Below are 21,462 nucleotides of genomic sequence, written 5' to 3'. Positions count from 1 at the left end.
ACGACAAAGGAGCGTTAAGCGTATGACATTGCAGAAGCAAGAATGGCAGAGCCCGCCGGTAAAGGCCGTTATTTTTGATATGGACGGCGTGCTCGTAAACAGCGAACCGATCTATTTTGAGATTGAACGCAGCTCTTTCGCCCACTTCGGCGCTCCCGTAACGGAAGAGGAGCATCACGGCTACGTGGGGGTAACGCTGGAGTCCATGTGGAGGCAGGTGCTGGAGAAGCATAAGCTCTCCTTCCCGCTGGAAGAAGTGCTCGCCTATCATCAGAACAACGTGCTGGACATCATGGCAGCACACCCCGAACTGCAGCCGATTCCCCACGTAACGCCGTGGCTGTATTGGCTGCGCAGCCGTCAGGTGCCGCTTGCGGTAGCTTCTTCCTCGCCCCCGTCCCTGATCCGGCTCATCATGGAACGTACCGGACTTGGAGCCTTTTTCAGCGTGCGGCTTTCCGGGGAAGAAGTGAAGTCCGGCAAACCGGCACCCGACATTTTTCTGCAGGCCGCCAAGCTGCTGGGAGCCGAGCCCTCATCATGCCTGGTCATCGAGGACTCTCGCAATGGGGTCAAGGCGGCGAAGAGCGCAGGCATGCGCTGTATCGGGTACCTTAACCCCGGATCCGGCCGGCAGGATTTGTCCCAGGCGGACCATGTCATCACCAGCTACCTTGAAATGGAAGCGATCCAGGACATGCTGTCCTTCGAGCCGCTCGCTCCAGTCCCTTTGGATTTGCAGGCATAACGCTGGCGGCTGTTTGATACGGCCCGGCTTCAAGAAACAACCGATTTGAATTCAACCACCAAAAGGCTGCAGCCTCCGTCCGGGTTCGGACAGGAGTCTGCAGCCTTTTTCGCCGATGAAGTCGACCTGTTCCAACGAAGGGCAAGCTCAGCCGTCAGGCATGGCCTTCATTGCGACTCCGGCGGCTGTTCATGCACATCCGTATCCGGCTGCGCCGTTGCCCATCGGGTAAAAGCCACTTTGAGCCCAGCACTCGTCGGCGCGCACAAATACGGTCCCGCTTGCCATTCATCCGGAGTAAGCCGGCATACGCGGACGGTTCTCCAGTCTTCCCCTTCCGTCCGCGCTCTGATAATAACCGCATCTTTCAGACGGGATGCCCGGATCGTCACGATCTTCTCCATCCACTCCGGGACAGGCGCAAGCGACCAATCCGAATAACCGTGGGTCACGACCGCTCCGAGATGAGGGACGCCGTCATTCATCTCGATTCCGGCTTTGATCCACTGCTGCCCATGGCTCCATAACATCAGCCCTGCCTGATCATACAAATGATCGAAGGCAGTCAAACGAAAAGTTACCTCTACCGCTTCTTCCCCATCCCATGGCAGCAGAAGCGAGTGGCCGTTGTCCCGTTCAAAACCGTACATGGTCGTTTGCCAATAATCACTGCCCTGGCACGCTTCAACGATCAGCTCCCCGTCCTTCTCTTCACAAGCTGCCGGTTCCGTCGACCAGCGGCCGCTAGTCCACGGTATCACTTGTCTAGTCATATTCATGCCACCCTCTCTCCAAACGAATTCTAACATTTTGAACGATTCCCAGGCGAAACTACAGTACTTAAAAAGCACCCCGGACCCGGCGGAAGCGCGTGTCTCCGGCAGAGTCTGAGGTGCTTTGATGCTCGCAGCGGCAAATGGATTCTGGGCGATACTTGCCCCGCAGCTACTGCTTCGCATTGCTGTTGCTTTTCTTGATGTTGTTCAAATGCTCCTGGTACGTCTTCGCAAATAGATGCTCATGCGAGCCGTCCTTCTTGGTCACGTAATACAAATAATCGGAAGCTTCCGGCGATAATGCGGCTTCGATCGAAGCGATGCTCGGACTGCAGATCGGTCCTGGCGGGAGCCCCGGATGCAAATACGTGTTATATGGACTGTCCACCTTCAGGTCCTTGTACAGCAGCCGTTCCTTCGGCTCCTTCAAAGCGTACTGCACCGTTGCGTCGATTTCCAGCTTCATCTCCTTGTGCAGGCGGTTGTAAATGACACCCGCAACAAGCGGACGCTCCTTGTCGACGACAACTTCCCGTTCGACGAGCGAAGCCACCGTCAGCATCTCGTGCAATGTAAGGCCATGAGCCTTCAGCTTCTGCTCCAGATCAGGGATCTGATCCAGCTTGCTCTGCATTTGCTCCAGCATTCGGGTCAGGATCTCTTCCTGCCCGGTTCCTTTTTTGAATTCGTACGTGTCCGGGAATAGGTACCCCTCGGCCTTATGCTTTAACGAAGTATCCGCGGGGATCTCCTTAAAGGCCGGTACGTCCGTCTGACCGCCGGTATCCGCCAGCTTTACGAACGCGGCCGGATCACTCTGGCTTGCTTCTCCCACCGTCTTTGCGATCTGCTCCACCGTATAGCCTTCCGGAATCGTAATGCGGATCATTTCCGCCTTCACCACTTGGCCGCTGTTCAGCTTGGCAATCAACTCGTCGTAGGTTACCCCCGGCTTCGCCTCATAGGTTCCCGCCTGAAAACGGGAGCCCTGGTTTTTCCATTTCAAGTAGATTTTAAAGAACATATCGTTTTTAATGAGTCCACTTTGTTTAAGAACCCCGGCTATTTGCGAAGTTCCCATTCCCTGCTCAATGGTAAACTTGACGGCATTCTGCGAAGCCTTCACCGGCTGCATGCCGTTCCAGACGTAATAGGCCCCGCCGGCAATGATCACCAAGATGATCACCAGCACTACCAGAGCCTTTTTGGCAGCTTTCAAACCGATCCAACCCTCCATAACCAAAAAAATCCCCACAAAGCAGCGCAATGCTCCGTTTCACGCATTCCGCTGTCTTTGCGGGGACTCCGGAGTTATCAATTTTGGTACTTGATCAAACCTTGTGCCCGATTAATCTTCGCTGTCCTCAGGAAAGGTCATTTCATCGTACAGCTCGCTGATATTTTCCCATTCATCGTCATCATCTATGGTGACAAGCCCAAGAGTTCCTTCAGGCGAGGAGACCACTTTCAGGATATCGAATTCTCCGCTTTGATCTCCTGGCTTTTGGAGCACAGCATAGCTCTGACCGTTGATTTCAAACTCAGCTGTAAGATCGTAGACGGAAGTGACTCCGTCCTCATCTTCCAGTTCCACAGTTGGACCAAAGGCTTCCTTCAGCTTGGAAGTCCATACGGCCTGATCTGCAGAGAAATCATTCATGTTCATTCCCTCCATCAAGTTCGGCAACCAGCGTATTGAACGTTTCCTCGACGATTTCCCACTCTTCGTCGTCCTCGATCATATACAGCTTCAGATCGTCTCCGTCCTCCTCATAGCGAAAGGCATAGACCTCGTCGGAGTCATCATCCTCGGAGTCCAGCGGAACGACCATCATATACTTGGAGTCCGAGCCGTCGACCTCGAATTTCATGATGACTTCAAACTCCTCTTCATTGCCTTCGTCATCGGGAATATAAATAATTTCCGGTTCTTCTTCTTCCATACGATTACGGTCATTAGCCATTTGTATCACCCTCACCTTTTACTCTTAGAGTCCAAATAGTTTTGCAAAATCAAGCTGGCAGCCATTTTATCCACGACCTGCCTGCGTTTCTTCCGGCTGACATCCGCTTCAAGCAGCGTCCTTTCGGCGGATACCGTCGTCAACCGCTCATCCCACAGATGAACCGGCAAGTTCAGCATGTCTCTCAGCTGGTCTGCAAACGCAATGCAGATTTCGCCGCGCGGACCAATGCTGCCGTTCATATTCTTCGGGAGGCCAACCACGATTTCTTCCACTTCCTGCTCGCGGACCAGATCCGCAATTCGCTGCATTTCCGCCCCGTCGCGGCGGCGTTCGACCACTTCAAGCCCCTGGGCGGTCCAGCCGAACATATCGCTCACGGCCACCCCGATTTTGCGGTCCCCGTAATCGAGTCCCATAATTCTCATAAAGCTCTCCTATCGGTGATTGGCTAGATAGAACCGGACCAGCTCTTCAATCAACTCATCACGCTCTTTTTTTCGAACCAGGCTTCTCGCGTTGTTCTGGCGCGGTATATAAGCGGGGTCTCCGGATATCAGGTAGCCGACGATCTGGTTGATCGGGTTATAATCCTTCTCCACCAGCGCGTCGTATACCGTCAGAAGGATATCCTTCGCGGAGGCCTCCTTCTCATCACCCTTCACGTTAAACTTGACTGTCTTATCCATGGAATCCATTTGTGACACCTCGCTTCTTCAAAAACATGTCCATGCATGTTTTGACGAATTGAATCTTTAAGGTTTCCTACTTTTTCTATCATACCATACCGGGCCGCGCCGAAGGAAATTCCACGGAAATAAAAAACAAAAATTTTACAAAATCCCGGGTAGCCGCCGGAGTCTTTACAATGTATTGGATGCAGAAGGCATAGATGATATGCCTAAATTCCAGATCCAACCAATTGTTCAGCCAGCTTCAAAGCGTCTTCCAGCTTGCTGGCGTCCTTGCCGCCAGCCTGGGCCATGTCGGGACGTCCGCCGCCTCCGCCGCCGCAGACTGCCGCGATCTCCTTCACCAGCTTGCCTGCATGAAGCCCCGACTTCACGAGCTCCTGCGGAACGGAAACGACGAAGTTCACCTTCTCGTCCATCGCTGCTCCGAGAACCAGCACGGCATTCGGGAGCTTGCCCTTCAGTTCGTCGGCAATCGAGCGCAGGCCGTCCATACTTCCCGCATTGACGCGGACAGCAAGCAGCTCTCTTCCGTTCACCTGCTTCACCTGCTCGGTGAGCTGGCCGGCTTCGATCGTGCTCAGCTTGCTCTGAAGCGACTCGTTCTCGCGTCCCAGCTCTTTCAGCTGGCTGTGCAGCGCTTCAATCCGTCTCGGCACGTCGTGCAGATTCGATTTAAGAAGCTCTGCGGACTGCTTCAGCAGCGACAGCTGGCCTTCCAGGAATTCGTATGCCATGCGGCCGGTTACCGCCTCGATCCGGCGTACCCCCGAGCCGATGCCGCTTTCGCTGACCAGCTTGAAGATTCCGATCTCGGACGTGTTGTTCACGTGGCAGCCGCCGCACAGCTCCAAGCTGTAATCGCCGACCTGCACGACGCGGACGATGCTGCCGTACTTCTCGCCAAACAGCGCCATGGCGCCCATCGCTTTGGCTTCGTCGAGCGATTTATATTCAATTGTTACATTAGTGCCCTTCCAAATTTGTTCATTCACGCGGCGTTCGATATCCGCCAGTTCTTCCGGCGTAATGCTGCCGAAATGCGAGAAGTCGAAGCGCAGGCGCTGCGGCTCAACGAGCGATCCGGCCTGATTGACGTGGGTGCCGAGTACTTCCTTCAGCGCTTTATGAAGGAGGTGGGTCGCCGTATGGTTCTTCTCGATGTCTCTGCGTTTGTCATGATCGACCTCCGCCTTGACAGTCTCGCCGACCTTGAGCTCCCCGGCTTCCACCGTCACCTGATGCACATGCTGTCCGTGCGGGGCCTTGAAGAGACCTTCCACTCTGGCCGTCACCGATCCGCCGCGCAGCAGACCCTGGTCGCTGACCTGGCCGCCGCTCTCCGCATAGAACGGAGTGACGTCAAGCACCACCTGGGCGCTCTGTCCTTCCCCGGCGATGTCCACCATGGCGTCATCGACAATGATCGCCACAATTTTCGACTCGGTTACCGTGTCATTATATCCAACAAATTCACTTTTAACCGTATAATCGGACAGGACGCCGCCCTGAACCTTCATGCCGCCGCTCTCCTGACGCGCTGCACGCGCGCGGTCGCGCTGCTCCTGCATCGCTGCGTCAAAGCCTTCACGGTCAACGGTCAGCCCATGCTCAGCCGCATAGTCTTCCGTCAGGTCGAACGGGAAACCGTACGTATCGTACAGCTTGAACGCGTCGCTGCCGCCGATCTGCTTCGTGCCCTGCTCCAGCGCCTGCTTGCTGATTTCCTCGAGGATCGCCAGGCCGTCGGACAGCGTCTCATGGAAACGTTCTTCCTCCGTGGAGATCACCTTCTCGATGAATTCGCGTTTCTCCACCACGTTCGGGTAGTATACGCCCATAATGTCGCCGACGGTTTCCACCAGGCTGTACAGGAACGGACGGTCAAGACCCAGCACTTTGCCGTAACGTACGGCGCGGCGCAGCAAACGGCGGATGATGTAGCCGCGGCCTTCATTTGACGGAAGCACGCCGTCGGCCACCGCAAATGTAACGGTGCGCACATGGTCGGCAATGACCTTCAGTGCGACGTCTCCCTCTACACTGGCATTGTATTTAACGCCGGCCAGCTCTGCTGTTTTTTGAATGATCGGCTGGAACAGGTCGGTGTCGAAGTTGGAGTCGACGTTTTGCAGAATGGATGCAAAGCGTTCCAGGCCCGCTCCGGTATCGATGTTCTTGTTGGGAAGCGGCGTATAGGAGCCGTCCTTGTTGTGGTTGAACTGCGAGAAGACGAGGTTCCACACTTCCAGGAAGCGTTCGTTCTCCCCGCCCGGGTACATTTCCGGATCAGACAGGTCACCATAGGCTTCGCCGCGGTCATAGAAAATTTCCGTACAAGGACCGCAAGGGCCTTCGCCGATGTCCCAGAAGTTATCCTCCAGCTTCACGATCCGCTCGGCCGGCAGGCCAATCTTTTCGTTCCAGAGCTTAAAGGCTTCTTCGTCCTCCGGATATACCGTGACCGACAGGCGCTCCGGATCGAATCCGATCCATTCCTTGCTGGTCAGAAATTCCCATGCCCATGTAATAGCCTCTTCCTTGAAGTAGTCGCCGATGGAGAAGTTGCCGAGCATTTCAAAGAAGGTGTGATGCCGGCGCGTCTTGCCTACATTTTCGATATCGTTGGTACGGATACACTTCTGCGAGTTCGTGAGCCGGGGATTTTCGGGACTGATGCGTCCGTCAAAATACGGCTTCAGCGGGGCCATACCCGCGTTGATCCACAGCAGGGAGGGATCGTTATGCGGCACGAGCGAAGCGCTCGGCTCGATCTGGTGTCCCTTGCTTGCGAAAAATTCAAGCCATTTGGAACGAATTTCACTTGCTTTCATAGTAAACAGCCTCCAGCTCTCTCGTAAATTGCATGCAAATGGACGGTTAAACGTAAAAAACGCCCCTGATCAGATCAGGGACGAATGAATTCGCGGTACCACCCTGGTTACCGCCTGAACGACTGCCGGGCGCCATACGCCGGCTGCCAGCTTGAATGATCAGGCGATCGCCTTGTTAAGGCCGTTAACGGGGCCAGCCGGTGAATTTGTCACACTCCGAAATCAGCTTTCCGGACAGTATCGCTTGGGGGCTCTTGCAGCCGTCACGCTTACCGTGAAGGAGCCCTTCTCTGAACAAGGAGGAACTGCCGTACTTCATTTCATCGCCGTTTTGTCCATTTTTGCATAGTATTGTCTGAATTATATCCGATAGCGCGGACGCTTGTCAAACCGCTCTACGTCGTCTTCCGCTTGACGTAATAGGCAAAGAAGTGCTGAATGATGACCTTGAGCACCGCGAATAAAGGCACCGCCAGAATGAGTCCGACGACCCCTGCAATCTCTCCGCCGACCAGAAGGGCAAAAATAATCAGCATCGGGTGCAAATGCAGCTTCTTCCCCACGACCTGGGGCGATACGATATTGCTCTCCAGGAGCTGGCACAGCCAGTTCACGATGATGACCATCAGCACCATTTTCCAGGATATTGTCGAAGCCATGACCACCGCAGGCGCCGCGCCAAGGAACGGTCCGAGATAGGGCACGATGTTGAATACCGCGACGATGCTCGCCATCAAGAGGGCATACGGCATGCCGACGATCATATATCCGATATAGGCCAGAATGCCGACGATGAGACATACCAGGAACTGCCCGCGGACATAATTCCCGAGCGCCTCATCGATCTCCTTCAGCAATCTGACGGAAGCCTTGCGCCGCGTGCGCGGCAGCAGCGATACGACCGCCCGCTCAAAAACGTCGAAGTCCTTTAATATGTAGAAAATCAAAAACGGGATGATGAAAATGTTCAGCACGATGTTAATGGTACTGCCGATATGGTCCATGAAATTGGAAATGCCTTTGGCCAGCCGATCCTCCCACTGCAGCAGCCACTGATCCACGCCCTCCTTGATCCCCACCGGAACCCCTCGATTATCCAGGTTGTTCATGATGTTCTGGGCATGCATCGTCATCTCCGGCAAATGCTCGTTCAGTTCCTCCATCTGCTCGATCAGCATCGGGATCAGATTGATCAGAATCACCGCAAGGCAGGTCAGAAAGACGGCGTAAATGAGCAGCACGGCGATTCCCCTCGGCATTTTCCGCGCGGCCAGCATGCATACGACCGGATTGAGTACATAGGAAATGATCATCGCCACGACAAAGGGGGCAAGGATCGCTTTCAGAAATTGATAGATATTCATGAACATCGGCCGCAGCAGCCAAACGAAATACAGAATAATCAGACCAAGCAGGACCCAAATCATCCCCCGGAACCATTTATTGGCCGTCAGTTTATCCACCTTGTCTCCTCCTTCCGGACGTGCTGTCAAGTTAGTATATGTCCCGAAATTCGAATTTAACCTATTGGCGGCCTTAGGAGGAGATATATAGGCAAACGCAAAGAAACCCGGATACCGGCGTCCGCCATGGAGGCAAAAACGGGTACGGGTTTCCAAGATGACGGCAATAAGACCGTGTATCGTTCTTCCGCGCTATGGATGCTATGTAACCAATAAAAGGAATGAAGCTGCCGGGGTGAATCCCCCTTGCGGGCCGTGGCAAACTGAAGACAAACCACAATTAGCGGAAGGGGCGGCTCCATTTACGCAGCATAAATCAGAAAAATATTCGTTAGGACCCGAGAGTCTGCGGAAATGTTCTGACCGGTACATGCATATTGTTTAAGAGGAAGCGTGCAAATGAGGAAAATCCTGAGGAATCTCCTCAAAGAACAAATCGTCCAGCGAGCTGAGCGTACCGTCCTCTTCTACCTGGTATACGGACATTTTCTCCCCGTTCACCGTCAGTTCAATAAAGCAGCCCCAGCAGTAAAATTGGTGGGAACCGATTTTTCCTATATCTTTGGAATTGCAGTTAGGACATCTCATATTCATTGATCACCTATCCGTTAACAGAATTAATGGCTTTTTCCAAACGCTGTTCGCTCATAGGCGGAACCATGACCGCATTCTCCCCTATGGACATTTCCGTGGTGCAAGGCAGCCATTTCCGCCCCTCAATCAAATCCGAAACAAATCCGTCGCTTATTTCGAGACCTAATATTGTATTTCCCATTTCCTGGTCAAAATAAACGTCCGTCACCTTACCGAGCATCGTACCGTCCTCAGTAAGCACGTCCAGATCCTTTAATTTATTTTTACCCAAAAGATAGGTGTATTGTATGTCGTCGGCATCCGTCTTGCGAACAGCCTGTTTATTACGAATCATCACAGCATCTTCGCCATAAGCAACGACGTCCTCCCAGGACACCGTCTTCGCTGTGTTGGAGAACAACCCTTTGCCTTCCAGCTCAAGACCTTGAATTTTCCAATCTTCGGTGATGATAATATCGTATATTTTGCCGATCTCCTTGCCTTCTTCCACATCAAATACGGCAAGTCCGATCATCTCTTGGAATTTCATGGCCAGGATCCCACCTTACCCTCTTCAAAATTGAAACGAACCCCTTCACGTTACCACCGAAGTCAGCCAATCCAATGCGGCACGCGCAGGTCGATTTGTCTCGCGAACGGTATGGAGCACTCATCCCTCCCTCTCCATCCATGGAGAATCCCTACCTTTCTTACGTAAGACGACGCAGAATGGTTTCAATTTTTTGGGCTGTGTACTCCATATCTTCAGTAGTATTACCCAAACCAAAGCTGAATCGAATCGCCGAACGCAAAACATTTTGAGGCAGCTGCATGGCCTCCAGCACATGGGACAACTCCAGCGAGCCTGAAGTGCATGCCGAACCGCTGGCCGCGGCGATGCCCTCCATGTCGAGATTCATCAGAAGCGTCTCCGTATCTGTCTGCGGGAAGCTGATGTTCACGATGTGGGGAAGGCATTCCTCTTGGTGGCCGTTGATTACAAAAGCGTCCCTGCCGATCTCCTGCTCCAGCGTGCTGATCAAGGCCTGACGCAAACGAAGATCATGCTCTCTTCGCTGCTCCATCTGGCGGGAAGCAATCTCCACGGCTTTGCCGAAGCCGGCGATTCCGGCCATATTTTCCGTTCCGGCGCGCCGCTTTTTCTCTTGGAGTCCGCCGTGAAGGCGCGGTGCGATGACCAGTCCTTTGCGGACGTACAGCGCTCCTACACCTTGGGGTCCGTTGATTTTGTGCGCGGAAAAGCTCATCATGTCGACCGGAAGCTCATGGCAGTTGATGGGCAGCGCTCCAAGAGCCTGAACGGCGTCCACATGAAAAAGAATGTCTCTGCTTCGGGCGATTCTCCCGATTTCTTCAATCGGCTGAATCGTTCCTACCTCGTTGTTCGCATACATGATGCTGATCAGAATCGTATCCTCCGACAATGCTGCCTCCAGATCCTCGGGCCGAACCCGTCCGGTATGGTCTACCGGCAGGTAGGTGACACGGAAACCTTCCTTCTCCAGCTCTTCACAGGCGTGAAGCACAGCATGATGCTCGATGGACGACGTAATGATGTGGTTCCCCTTAGACCTGCGCATGGAGGCTGCGCCGAATAAAGCGAGGTTGTCGCTTTCCGTGCCCCCGGCGGTAAAGACGATCTCATCGGGCAGGCAGCCGAGAAACTTGGCGATCCGGTCCCTTGCCCCGCTGACGGTGCGCTTGGCCGCACGGCCGAATGCGTGAACGCTGGAGGCGTTGCCGTATTGTCCGGTCATGACGCGCATCATTTCTTCCGCCACTTCCGGATGTACCGGAGTGGAGGCCGCATGGTCCAAATAGATTGATTTCATGATTACACCACCTTGGTCTTGTGTAGTATTTCGCTTATGATGTCCAGTGAAATTGTTGTATTCAAATCAGGAATTTGGAGCCTGTTCATACAGAGTTTGGCTCGGATAGAACGGTTTCCGGGCAGTCATAATATGTCGGTAATCCAATCCCGATATGGAGGTAATGACATGAACCCGTATTCCCAATCCCAGCAAATCAACCAAATCATTCATCAGCTGACGCAACAAACCCAACAAGCTTCTATGGCTTACCAGCAAATGCTGAAGCAGGAGCAGCAAAATGCGATGCAGCTGGAGCAGCTCGCTCAGCGTGAGCAGCAAACGTCGCAAATGATCCAAACCGCTCTTCAAGGCCACCAGCGCGCCATTCAACAGCTGCAGCAAATCTCCAGCCTGGCCCAGCAAATGGTGAGCTCCGTTTCCCAGCCGGTATCGGGATATATGGAAACGCAGCAGCCGCAAGGCTTCCAAACGGGGTTCAACAACCAGTTCCGTCAACAGTAACAACCGGAAACAGACTCGCCGAAGCGGGTCTGTTTTTAATTTGGAAAACATTTACTTACAAAACTTTGGAAGTTGACGATCCTTACAGAAGGCCCGCTCAGAAGGTACGCCGTTTGCAAAGCCGAATGCCACTCGCAAGGGGCGAGTGGCTGCAGCTTGTAGTCTAGATGTAGAACATGTAGTTCTCAGACGTCTCTTTCTCCTGGTAGGAAATCAGGTCGGCAAGCGTCGTCGAATCCAGCACGTTGGCGATTCCGTCACGGATCCGCAGCCAAAGATTACGTTTGGCCGGATCATCCTCTTCTGTAAAATCGACCGGCGAAATCGGCCCCTCGAGCACGCGAATGACATCACCGGCTGTAATCTCGGAAGCTTCACGCGATAAGATGTAACCGCCATAAGCGCCGCGGATGCTCTTAACGAGTCCGGCGTTCCGGAGCGGAGCGATCAGCTGCTCCAGATAGTGCTCGGAAAGTTGGTTTTTCTCGGCAATGCTCTTCAGGGATGTCGGCCCTTCGCCGTATTTGGCGGCAAGCTCCATCATGATTGTCAAGCCGTAACGGCCTTTTGTCGATATTTTCAAAGGTGGCACCTCTCTCAAGTAAAATTCATGGTATCTAATATAGAATGAACTCAAAAACTTCATGTTGAAGGGCTTGGATAAGCCTATTACAACAGGGGATTCAAATTTCGAAACTTGAGTTGCATCTATTTAGCTCTTACTCATGTATCGTTATCAATGGTTTTGGTTCAACATGCGGGTGGTGAATCCAAGAGAATACAGCTTATGTAAGCTTTTTCCATATCTGCGTATTCCGATCATTTCCCTAGCCTATGTTAACATATCCGGCTCCGTTTTGGTTTAAAAAACAATGACAAAACAAAGAAATGTTCGCGACCGGTGGACAACCTATGTGGTGTGATCTGTGGACAAATGTGTTAAAATAGTAGCTATGGGCACAATCTCATATGAAAATGGTGATGACTTTTGTCTACAGATAATCAAAATATACGTGTCGTCGTCGGGATGTCCGGCGGTGTCGACTCATCCGTCACCGCGCTGCTTCTGAAGCAGCAGGGCTACGACGTCATCGGCATTTTTATGAAAAACTGGGATGACACCGATGAATTCGGCAACTGCACCGCGGAAGACGACGCCGAGGACGTCCGCCGCGTCTGCGAGCAGATCGGCATTCCTTATTACACGGTGAACTTCGAAAAGGAATATTACGATAAAGTATTTTCCTATTTTCTCGATGAATATAAGTTGGGCCGCACACCAAATCCCGATGTCATGTGCAACCGCGAGATTAAATTCGGCGAATTTTTGACGAAAGCGTTGAATCTGGGCGCCCAATATGTAGCCACCGGCCATTATGCCCGTGTTGTCGAGCAGGACGGCGTCTATACGCTGCTGCGCGGCGTGGACAGCAACAAGGATCAGACCTACTTCCTGAACGCGCTCAATCAGCAGCAGCTGTCGAAGGCGATGTTCCCAATCGGACATCTGCCTAAGCCGGAGGTCCGCCGAATTGCGGAGGAAGCCGGGCTCTACACTGCCAAGAAAAAGGACAGCACCGGGGTATGCTTTATCGGAGAACGCAACTTCAAAGAGTTCCTGAGCCAATACCTGCCTGCCCAATCCGGCCAAATGGTCGATATCGCCACCGGCGAAGTCAAAGGCCGACATGACGGCCTCATGTACTACACGCTCGGACAGCGCCAAGGCCTTGGTATCGGCGGTTCCGGCTCGGGTGAACCGTGGTTCGTGGCCGACAAGGATCTGGAGAAGAACATTTTGTACGTCGTGCAGGGGGATCAGCATCCCAGCCTGTACTCCACCGGGCTCATCGCTTCAGGCGTGAACTGGATCGCGGGACAAGGGGCCGTGCCCAAAGAGCCCTTCCAATGCACCGCCAAGTTCCGCTACCGCCAGCCCGACCAGAAGGTTACACTGGAATGGCTGCCGGACGGCAGCGTCCACGTTACGTTTGCCGAGAAGCAAAAGGCCATTACACCCGGCCAAGCCGTCGTGTTCTACCAGGACGATGTGTGCCTGGGCGGCGGAACGATCGACAAGGTGGAAAAAGTTCAATACGAAGCTGCCATCTAAACGCAAAGCATATGTGCAATCCGCCGGCTCTTTCGAGGGCCGGCGGTTTTTTGCATGCCGTCCTTAAAGATTCTCCCCGCCATCATTATTATCCTGCTGTCATCGCAAAACTAATCCCCAATCGAAGTAGGTTCCCAGGCATTGGCAGTTTAAGACTGATCCTTCCGGAGCTGCTGGTTATGCCGGATTTTCGCCTCGTTGCCCTGCTCCGACGCTTCATAGAATACCCGGCCGGCGATTTCCTTCGGCAGGTAGTCCTGCTTCACATAATGGCCGGGATAATTATGCGGGTACTTGTACCCTTCATGGCCCAGCTTGACGGCGCCCTTATAGTGCGTATCCCGCAAGTGAAGCGGCACTTCTGCGGATTTGATCTCGTCCATGGCGGACATCGCATTCGAAATCGCCGTATAGACCCGGTTGGATTTGGGGCTCTCCACCGCGAATAGGATCGCCTGCGCGATGTTTAGCTTCGCCTCCGGCCAGCCGTTGTTCCGGTAAGCGTCCAGCGCGCTGACGGCCTGAACCATCGCCTGCGGGTTGGCCAGCCCGATATCCTCGCTGCTGGCGGCAATCAGCCGGCGGATGAACACCATCGGGTCCATGCCCAGCTTCTCCACCGCGTAGAGGAACCAGAACAGCGCGGCATCGCTTGATCCGCGGATGCTCTTATGAAACGCCGAAAGCACGTCATACTGGGTCGACTCATCCGCACGTACGATCGGCCGGCGGATTGACTCCTCCGCCACTTCGAGCGTGATATGGACGGTTCCGTCCGCCTCGGGAGGCGTCGTCAATGCCGCCAATTCCAGCGCATTCAGCGCGCGCCGGATATCCCCGTTCGCCATCGTCGCAATATGATCCAGAGCTTCCTCGTCAACCTTCAGGTTCATGAAGCCGAGCCCCTTGTCCGGATCCTGCAGCGCCCGCTTCATCGCCAGCATGGAATGCTCCTTCGTAAGCGGATGAAGCTGGAACAGCGTCGAGCGGCTCATCAAGGCGCCGTTCACATAATGGAACGGGTTCTCCGTCGTCGCTCCGATAAAAATAATCGTTCCCTTCTCCACCGCAGGCAGCAGCGCGTCCTGACGCGAGCTGTTGAAACGGTGCACCTCGTCCAGAAAGAGGATCGTTTTCGTTCCGTACATCGATTTATTGGTCTGGGCCTGGTCGATCACCTCGCGGACATCCTTGACGGAAGCGTCTACCGCGTTCAGCCGGACGAAGTCCGCCTGCGTATGCTGCGAAATAATATGGGCGAGCGTCGTCTTGCCGCATCCCGGAGGCCCGTACAGGAGGATCGAGGATACCTGGTCGGCTTCGATCGCCCGGCGGAGCAGCTTGCCAGGACCTACGATATGCTCCTGCCCGATATATTCATCCAGCGTGGTCGGCCGCATCCGGTCGGCCAAGAGCCGTGCGCCCGGATTCGCGTCCTGCTGGAAAGAAAATAAGTCCATTCGATTCACGTCCTTGAAAGTCTAAAATGCTTGTCCCTGCGGACCAAAGCTGTTCTTCTATCATACCATACCCGGCCGGGATAGTTCATTCCCTTCTGTTTCCGGGCGAACAGGCGGGACGCTCATGACTTGCTCGGACGGCGGTAGGCCTTTTCGTGAAAGCGCAGGATCGACTGAAACAGCTCCTCGCCGCCGTCATGCGATTCGACGGGATGCTCGGGATCAAGACTGAAGTACATCGCCCGGTACGTTTCAGGCACCCAAATGTACGAATGTACGTACGCCGTCGGCGTAAAACCGGCCTTTTTCCAAAAGGCGATTCTGCCGGCGTTTTCTTCCGACGGATCGGCTTCCGCTTCGATCACGATACCTCTGAAGCCCCTGCCGCCGGCCCATTCACGCAAATCCCGGAGGCAGGCAAGTCCGACACCTTGTCCCCTTGAACTTCCCCGTACCGCAATATAATCGATGACCAGCAGGTTTTCCTTGGCATCCGTCCCCGTCAGGGCCATGGCCGCTGCGGTTTGGCCTTCGCTCCAGACGTGCAGTGCACACAGTCCCCTTTCAAACATGCGCATGATGATCGCTTTCGTTTTCCGCCCATGCTCCGGAAAAGCCTCCTCATAAACCGGCTCCGCCTGCTGCCACATCGCTTCGTCCCAATGTTCCGTCACCTGATGCTGCATCGTTCGTTGTTCTCCTTCTTTGTAGAAAATGGATGGTCATGCCTTTATTATAATGGCCCGCATGACGAAAAACACCGCAGAGCCGGCCAGCCGGACTGCGGTGTGATATGAACAACGGCTCTCTTCGTTGCGGCGAGCTGCTAAGCTTCGGGCTTCCCCTCCAGCGTCGCTTGGACCAGCACGGCGATCGCCCGGTCCAAGGCTTTGGCGAAGCCTTCAGGGTCCGTCATCGCCACCAGCCGGGATTCGCGGACAGCTGCCATGGCTTGCTCCACCGTCTCGTCCCGGATCCCGGCGGATTGCAGCAGCTCCAGCCCCTTCTCCAGCGTATCCGCGAGCCGCATCGGCCCGTAGGACTGGGGCTCACGGTAGAGGGCGCGGGCGCTGGTCAGCACATAGGCCGCAAAATCCAGCATTCGCTCCCGCATATCCCCTGCACCCGGGTTAGTTTCCGTAGCGTTCAAATGAAATCATCTCCTTCGGCGGCTTGGACATTTTCGGACGGGGCGGCTTGTCGGCGTAGCCGAGGCTGATCAGCAGCTCGGGCTTCACTTCCTCCGGCAAACCGGTGATGGCCGCAATGGACGGGGCGTGGAACGACCGAACCGGACAGCTGGACGCGCCGAGCGATTGAGCGGTGAGCATGATCGCGGAAGCGGCGACCCCCAAATTAATGAACCTAAGCGTGTCGGCACTGTCTGCTCCGCCCCGTGCCAGCGCCTCCTGATGGTTGCTGCAGAGAACGACCACCGCTGCCGGCTGCCCCGACAGCCCCTGCGCAAACCGCTTGATATGGCGGATCTGCATTTCGTCCTGAACGATGACAAAATGCGATTCCTGCGCATTGCTCGCCGACGGGCTGTGAAGAATGGCTTCCTCGATCGCCTCGACGATATGCGTCTCAAGCCGCTGGCCAGTAAAAGAACGCGCGCTGCGCCTTGCCTTGATGGTTTCCAGTACATCCATGATGTTATCCCCCTCTCGCCTAACGCAAGGAAAATCCTCTCCGCATCAAAACTTCCCGTAAATTCTCTCTCAAGCTTGACGATGCCGCGATCGTCTCCGGTCGCGTGCAGCGTCTGGCCGTGTGCTCACACCAGCCATAATCCGATCCTTCCTTCTCCGGCTCGCCGGCAATCGAGACCCGGCGGCCGTCATACGAACGGCGTGATATCATTTGCTCATCGTACGCCTCCAGCCCTTCATCCAATGCGGCGGCCGAATACCGTTCTTCATGAACCGTAACGCTCCGCGGCAGGCGGGGCTTCACCCCTCTGCGCACCCCTTCACGCTCCCGGCCGACCGCCAGACCAACCACGGCAAACATCCCCTCGGGAAGGCCGAGCTCAAGCGCCAGCTCCTCCGGATGGTTGCGGACGGACCCGACCGGGACGGCGCCATAACCGAGCGCTTCGGCAGCGACCAGGGCGTTCTGCATCGCCAGCGCGGCATCGACGGAAGACAGCAGGAACATTTCCAGCGTATCCGCCTTAAAGTCGTAGCCCTGCCGCTGCGTTACATATTTCAGCCGATGGATGTCCGCGCAGAAAACCAGCATCACCGGCGCTTCCTGAATAAATCCCTGGTGGCCCGACAGTGCCGAAATTCGCGATTTCCGGTCCGCGTCCCGGACAACGATGATGCTGTAAGCCTGCAGGTTGGAGGATGTAGGCGCGCTTCTGGCGGACGTCAGGATCGCTTCAAGCGCAGCCGGCGGCACCTCCTCCGGCGTAAAGCCCCGGACGGACTCATGGCTGGTCAGAACCTGGATCGTCCCGTTCAGGTGCGTTTCGTCCAACACGCTTCCTTCCAGCTCGAAGCGGTTTCGTATCATGTTCCGTCCCATGTCTCTCCCCCTCAAGCAATGGCATTCCGCTAGAACACTACAGCGTTCAGCCGTTCAATTCCCCACTCTTCATGATTTGACGGCCGTCCAGATACACATCCGGCTTGCCGACGACGCAATCGATATGCACACCTGCGGCGACGACGCCGCCGAACGTATTGTTGCTGCCGAAGGCCACGTGGATGGTGCCGTACACCTTCTCGTCTTCCAGCACGACGCCGGTGATCCGGGCCTTCTCGTTCGTGCCGATGCCGAACTCGCCAAGCAGACGGCCGTCCCCGTCGCCAAGCATCTGCAGCAGCTTCTCTCCCTCCGGTCCGCCTTCGGCCGCGGTCAGGCGTCCCTTTTCCACGGTCAGCACGATCGGGCCCGACAGCTTGCCGATGCCGGCAATGGAGCCGTCAACGACGATTTGACCTTCGGCCGTTCCTTCGACCGGAGCGATATAGGCTTCACCCGAAGGCAGGTTTCCGGATTGCCCCGGCTCCAGGTACATGCCCGTGCTGGGCACCCCGTCCCGCCCCTGGATGGAAAACTCCAGCGAACGGCCGTCCTTCTCGATGCGCACCGTTTGGGCGCCTGTCAGCATATCCGTCACTTTCTCGGTCAGCGCTTTGACCTGCGTATAATCGGCGGCAATAGCGCCTTCCAGGAACATGTCCTCGGTGATGCCCGGCATGGTAGCCAGACGCGCTCCGGCGGCTGCCGCCTGCTTGCGGGCCTGTGTATGCGTCAGCGAGTGCTTCGTAATGCACACCACGACCTGCGCTTTGGCCATTGCGGCCGCAATCGCCTCAGGCGGCTCCTCTCCCGACTTCGCGCGCTCCTTCATGACAGCCAGCATCGACTCGGCTCCGAGGCGCTTTCCGGCTTCATGCAGCGCTTCGGCCAGCTCCTTCCGGCTCTCATCGGTAACGACCAGAAAAGTTTCTCCGGATTTCAAGCCAAGGCAATCGGCCAACGTGTTCATACTGATTTCAACGATCTTTTCATTCATTGTGAAACAGCTTCCTTCCATATAAAAAATAGGGCTCGACCGGCTCAAATCATTTCCGATACGATTTTAGCCATAATAGCATTCGACAGAATGACCGGCAAGCCGGAGGCTTCGGCCACGATACGGCGCGCTTCCTCCGTATATCCCATGCAGTCCAGCAGGATCAGATCCGTCTTGTCCTTCAGCGTGCGTGCGGCAGCTTCGAAATTCCCTTCCTCAACAATGTACGGCGAAGCAACGGCAAACGCCGGATGCAGTCCATGAAGCTCAAACTTTGAGTTCATGCTGTCCTTCTGCTCCTCCAGCGGAACGATGACGCCCAAACGTCTTGGGCCGACCATCGCTTTCACCGCCGGGGGAATGATATGATCCGGCTCGATCAAATAGGAAGATTGGGTGGCGAGTCCCGGAAATACGCCTGTGCACAGCAGCAAAATCTGCCGGATGCCCTGCTCTTCCATGGCATAAATTTTCTGCTGAAGGAGCGGCTGCATCTTGCTTCTTCCCATCACGACCGACTGCCCTGTCGTTAACCGCGATGTGAGCGTATGGTCCCCTTCCTCCGGCTTCAGCTTTGCGTCGATTTCTTCCTTGGTCATTCCGTCCAGCACGCCGGCCTGAACGATGTCCACCCCGCTTGGCAAATGCTCCTCCAGAATCGGCGTAACGTCCTTCCGCGGCGCTTGCCCGATCGTAATTACCCCCAGTTTCGTCATACCACTGATCCTCCTTCACCATGATCGATATCGAATGAAGCTTCCCCATTCCACATTGTTCATGGTCCCCTGGTTACGTCATGATTGAATAGTCCCCAAGCGGGGTTCTCCCTGCTGAAAAAGGGAAGACAGCCGTTTGGCCTCTTCCCTCTTCCGTGCTGACTCAGGCATTCCCCGCCGTCTGCAGCACTTTCATCGAACCGTACAGCTTGACGATCCGGTCATATTCATCCGGATTATAAAACGCGCAGGTTCCGTTCGTGACCTCTTTGGCGACTTCCACCGCAAAGCGGACCGCGGCGGCGATGTCGATCTCGTGGCTCGCCCCCGTGCCGCATCCCGGGACGACCGACTGAGCTGTTACGGCTACCCCGACGACCGGTGCCGAGGTGGCCACGGCAGGCTGCAGGATCGAGTTAATGTGGTACAAGTCGTTGCCGTAAGGTGTAATGTCCTGCATCGTGATCGGGAACGTCACCGGCAGCAGTCCCGTCGTCATTTCCATAATGCGCAGCAGGTCCTCGCTCACCCGCAAAATGTAACCTTCCTTGACGGTCGGCGAAATGGCGAAGCCTTTATGGTTGATGACCCGGTTGCCCTTCGTTGTGTCGATCGAGAGGACCGCGTCCATTTCCGGCAGCACCTCGTGGGCGTTCATCGCACCGATATCGACCGGCGAATCCATAAAATCTACCGGCTCATGCGGACGGGTCGGGGCGTCCGGACAAATATGCGTCGTCACGATGACGTCGCCTTTGAGCCGGTCTCCCTTGACCTGCATATCCGCGAGCTTGAGCGCGGAAGCAACCGCCGCTACTGCTCCGTCAGCGTCGGAGACGAGTCCAATCCGGTTTGGACGGGCGCCGATGCCGCCAAGGCGTCCAACGATGCCGAGGGTCGGAACGGACCCGCCCTTGGACTTGCCCTCGGTTCCCGGAATGACGATTTTAATAAAATCGGTGCTTCCCTTTTCGCCGGTTACTTTTTGTACGTGGGCGGAAATCTCCGCATAATCGGCGAACAGCGCTTTGACCTTCTCTCCCGTTACATAGCCATCATCCATTGTATCCAGCGAAATCATCGTTTGCTTGAGTGTCATATGACCGATACCTCCATCGTCTGTCTGTTGTGCGGGTGTTCTCTCTGTAACTTTCGAACGATCCGTAACGATTTAGAACAAATAATCCAGAACCGGCTTCTTGATAATGTCTTCCACCGGCAGCATCAGCTTCTTGTTGCGCATCGTGGTGCTGAGGAGCAGCTTCTCCTTCGGCACGACGATCACGGCGAGCTGCTGTCCCTTCTCCAGAGCAGCAGTCACGACCGGTCTGGCCGTCTTGGCGTCCAGGGTCATGATCAGGTCCGGGAATGTCGCGAAGCGTTCCCCGTCCTTTTCCAGCGTCATATATTCATTCCAGAACGTCATTTCGAACCCGTCAATCTGCACGGTCCCGACATCGAATCCGCCGGTGGTCTCGATCTGGAAATCCGTCACTTCTCCGGCCGCTACGATCCGGCCGCCCAGCTTGGCGACAACCGCTTCGATAGCTGCTTCACCTTTGGCGCCGAGCAGCGCCCGGCCGACTTCGATCGCCTGCGAGATGGCTCCCGGAGCGCCGTTTTGCTTCGCATAAGCTGCGGTCACCGGATTTCTCGCCACTGCGACCAGGCCGCCCGCTTCAACCGATGCCTTGCGGACCATCGATGCCGCTTTGCCGAGGGAGCCGGAAATGCTGAACTCCAGATAGTTGTCGCCTTTGCCGCCGATGGCCGTTTGATGGGACACGTAATCTTCCACCTCCGTTAGATTCAGCGCGCCCATCGTGCCTGTCGGATGCGCTCTGCCGTTGCAGGCGAAGTCGACCAGCGGAATTCCGGTAATGACCGACTGCAGCCATCCGTTGACCGTTGTGCCGGCCCCGTTCTCGTTGGTGTGAATGGCCGAGATCGGCTTGCCGAGCAAGCCGGCCAGCATGTCCAGCGCTTTGGAGTAGTGAATGGGCTTCAGATACTTATCCTTTGCCCCCGGCGCACCGACCAGCGATACGGTCACGAGCGTATCGTTATCGGCGAATTCGTCGATGGTGCGCAGCTCCGGCTGCCCCAGCTCGAGCGCAAGCCTGCCGATCTGAAGGCCTTCCTCGATCCAGCCGCCACCGCCGCCGCCCAATACTGCGCCGCCATAAACGGCGCTCTCCATCATGCTTTCATCCAAAGGTATACGTGCCATTGGTGTA

At 55.4% G+C, this 21,462-nt stretch carries 24 protein-coding genes; 3 read left to right on the top strand and 21 right to left on the bottom strand.

Translation table 11 applies throughout. The features are described 5' to 3' along the window. Positions 1 to 22: 22 nt before the first annotated feature. Positions 23 to 748, top strand: a complete 726-nt coding sequence (locus tag C7820_RS00415) for an HAD family hydrolase (RefSeq protein WP_116229389.1) — start codon at positions 23 to 25, stop codon at positions 746 to 748. Positions 749 to 915: 167 nt separating this feature from the next. Here the strand turns inward: C7820_RS00415 and C7820_RS00410 are convergent, their stop codons facing one another. The 11 genes from C7820_RS00410 to C7820_RS00360 form a co-directional block, all read right to left on the bottom strand. Continuing rightward, entirely contained in the window at positions 916 to 1,521 is a 606-nt protein-coding gene (locus C7820_RS00410) for a DUF1349 domain-containing protein (RefSeq protein WP_116231567.1), read from the bottom strand. Between the two features lie 172 nt (positions 1,522 to 1,693). Then, positions 1,694 to 2,761: an endolytic transglycosylase MltG gene (gene mltG, locus C7820_RS00405; protein WP_181908913.1), complete on the bottom strand. Its 1,068-nt coding sequence runs from the start codon at positions 2,759 to 2,761 to the stop codon at positions 1,694 to 1,696. Between the two features lie 111 nt (positions 2,762 to 2,872). Beyond that, positions 2,873 to 3,184, bottom strand: a complete 312-nt coding sequence (locus C7820_RS00400) for a DUF1292 domain-containing protein (protein ID WP_116229388.1) — start codon at positions 3,182 to 3,184, stop codon at positions 2,873 to 2,875. Continuing rightward, positions 3,177 to 3,488, bottom strand: a complete 312-nt coding sequence (locus C7820_RS00395; RefSeq protein WP_076169646.1) for a DUF1292 domain-containing protein — start codon at positions 3,486 to 3,488, stop codon at positions 3,177 to 3,179. The genes C7820_RS00400 and C7820_RS00395 overlap by 8 nt, the downstream gene beginning before the upstream one ends. 11 nt (positions 3,489 to 3,499) lie before the next feature. Next, a complete protein-coding gene (ruvX, locus tag C7820_RS00390; RefSeq protein ID WP_076169645.1) occupies positions 3,500 to 3,916 on the bottom strand; it encodes a Holliday junction resolvase RuvX in 417 nt (138 codons plus the stop codon). A 9-nt stretch (positions 3,917 to 3,925) separates the two neighbouring features. Beyond that, positions 3,926 to 4,186, bottom strand: a complete 261-nt coding sequence (locus C7820_RS00385; protein WP_076169644.1) for an IreB family regulatory phosphoprotein — start codon at positions 4,184 to 4,186, stop codon at positions 3,926 to 3,928. 203 nt (positions 4,187 to 4,389) lie between these two features. Then, a complete protein-coding gene (gene alaS / locus C7820_RS00380; RefSeq protein ID WP_116229387.1) occupies positions 4,390 to 7,014 on the bottom strand; it encodes an alanine--tRNA ligase in 2,625 nt (874 codons plus the stop codon). 395 nt (positions 7,015 to 7,409) lie between these two features. Then, entirely contained in the window at positions 7,410 to 8,441 is a 1,032-nt protein-coding gene (locus tag C7820_RS00375; RefSeq protein WP_397334147.1) for an AI-2E family transporter, read from the bottom strand. A 417-nt stretch (positions 8,442 to 8,858) separates the two neighbouring features. Next, positions 8,859 to 9,065, bottom strand: a complete 207-nt coding sequence (locus C7820_RS00370) for a hypothetical protein (RefSeq protein WP_076169641.1) — start codon at positions 9,063 to 9,065, stop codon at positions 8,859 to 8,861. Positions 9,066 to 9,078: 13 nt separating this feature from the next. Then, positions 9,079 to 9,600 (bottom strand): PRC-barrel domain-containing protein, encoded by a 522-nt coding sequence (locus tag C7820_RS00365; protein WP_076169640.1) that lies wholly within the window; start codon positions 9,598 to 9,600, stop codon positions 9,079 to 9,081. Between the two features lie 160 nt (positions 9,601 to 9,760). Further along, positions 9,761 to 10,903 carry a cysteine desulfurase family protein gene (locus tag C7820_RS00360; RefSeq protein ID WP_116229385.1) on the bottom strand — a complete coding sequence of 381 codons (1,143 nt, stop codon included), beginning with the start codon at positions 10,901 to 10,903 and terminating at the stop codon, positions 9,761 to 9,763. A 168-nt stretch (positions 10,904 to 11,071) separates the two neighbouring features. On the opposite strand from C7820_RS00360, the gene C7820_RS00355 reads away from it, so the two are divergent. Continuing rightward, on the top strand, positions 11,072 to 11,407 hold the full coding sequence (locus tag C7820_RS00355; protein ID WP_116229384.1) for an AMP-dependent synthetase and ligase: 336 nt from the start codon (positions 11,072 to 11,074) through the stop codon (positions 11,405 to 11,407). A 163-nt stretch (positions 11,408 to 11,570) separates the two neighbouring features. On the opposite strand, the gene cymR is transcribed toward C7820_RS00355, so the two are convergent. Next, the gene (cymR, locus tag C7820_RS00350) at positions 11,571 to 11,990 is read right to left on the bottom strand and encodes a cysteine metabolism transcriptional regulator CymR (RefSeq protein WP_076169637.1); all 420 of its coding nucleotides are present in this window, start codon (positions 11,988 to 11,990) and stop codon (positions 11,571 to 11,573) included. Positions 11,991 to 12,395: 405 nt separating this feature from the next. Between cymR and mnmA the strand changes: the two genes are divergently transcribed. Continuing rightward, positions 12,396 to 13,520, top strand: a complete 1,125-nt coding sequence (gene mnmA, locus C7820_RS00345) for a tRNA 2-thiouridine(34) synthase MnmA (RefSeq protein ID WP_341013333.1) — start codon at positions 12,396 to 12,398, stop codon at positions 13,518 to 13,520. A gap of 149 nt (positions 13,521 to 13,669) precedes the next feature. Here the strand turns inward: mnmA and C7820_RS00340 are convergent, their stop codons facing one another. The 9 genes from C7820_RS00340 to C7820_RS00300 all read right to left on the bottom strand — a co-directional run bounded on the left by C7820_RS00340 (position 13,670) and on the right by C7820_RS00300 (position 21,455). After that, entirely contained in the window at positions 13,670 to 14,980 is a 1,311-nt protein-coding gene (locus C7820_RS00340) for a replication-associated recombination protein A (RefSeq protein ID WP_116229383.1), read from the bottom strand. 122 nt (positions 14,981 to 15,102) lie between these two features. Beyond that, positions 15,103 to 15,666 (bottom strand): GNAT family N-acetyltransferase, encoded by a 564-nt coding sequence (locus C7820_RS00335; RefSeq protein ID WP_116229382.1) that lies wholly within the window; start codon positions 15,664 to 15,666, stop codon positions 15,103 to 15,105. Between the two features lie 140 nt (positions 15,667 to 15,806). Further along, the gene (locus C7820_RS00330; RefSeq protein WP_258875087.1) at positions 15,807 to 16,130 is read right to left on the bottom strand and encodes a DUF6092 family protein; all 324 of its coding nucleotides are present in this window, start codon (positions 16,128 to 16,130) and stop codon (positions 15,807 to 15,809) included. Then, entirely contained in the window at positions 16,111 to 16,632 is a 522-nt protein-coding gene (locus tag C7820_RS00325; protein WP_116229381.1) for a nitroreductase family protein, read from the bottom strand. The genes C7820_RS00330 and C7820_RS00325 overlap by 20 nt, the downstream gene beginning before the upstream one ends. 19 nt (positions 16,633 to 16,651) lie before the next feature. Continuing rightward, on the bottom strand, positions 16,652 to 17,512 hold the full coding sequence (locus tag C7820_RS00320; protein ID WP_116229380.1) for an NADPH-dependent oxidoreductase: 861 nt from the start codon (positions 17,510 to 17,512) through the stop codon (positions 16,652 to 16,654). 46 nt (positions 17,513 to 17,558) lie between these two features. Further along, on the bottom strand, positions 17,559 to 18,509 hold the full coding sequence (locus tag C7820_RS00315) for an aminopeptidase (RefSeq protein WP_116229379.1): 951 nt from the start codon (positions 18,507 to 18,509) through the stop codon (positions 17,559 to 17,561). A 44-nt stretch (positions 18,510 to 18,553) separates the two neighbouring features. Further along, positions 18,554 to 19,225 carry an AroM family protein gene (locus C7820_RS00310; protein WP_116229378.1) on the bottom strand — a complete coding sequence of 224 codons (672 nt, stop codon included), beginning with the start codon at positions 19,223 to 19,225 and terminating at the stop codon, positions 18,554 to 18,556. A 163-nt stretch (positions 19,226 to 19,388) separates the two neighbouring features. After that, positions 19,389 to 20,324 carry a DUF1177 domain-containing protein gene (locus C7820_RS00305; RefSeq protein ID WP_116229377.1) on the bottom strand — a complete coding sequence of 312 codons (936 nt, stop codon included), beginning with the start codon at positions 20,322 to 20,324 and terminating at the stop codon, positions 19,389 to 19,391. Positions 20,325 to 20,396: 72 nt separating this feature from the next. Continuing rightward, positions 20,397 to 21,455 carry an S-methyl thiohydantoin desulfurase family protein gene (locus tag C7820_RS00300; RefSeq protein WP_116229376.1) on the bottom strand — a complete coding sequence of 353 codons (1,059 nt, stop codon included), beginning with the start codon at positions 21,453 to 21,455 and terminating at the stop codon, positions 20,397 to 20,399. Positions 21,456 to 21,462: the final 7 nt, after the last annotated feature.

It is taken from the genome of Paenibacillus sp. VMFN-D1 (genome assembly GCF_003386155.1).
Lineage (GTDB): Bacteria > Bacillota > Bacilli > Paenibacillales > Paenibacillaceae > Paenibacillus_AQ > Paenibacillus_AQ favisporus.
This window is presented reverse-complemented; position numbering and strand designations above follow the sequence as displayed.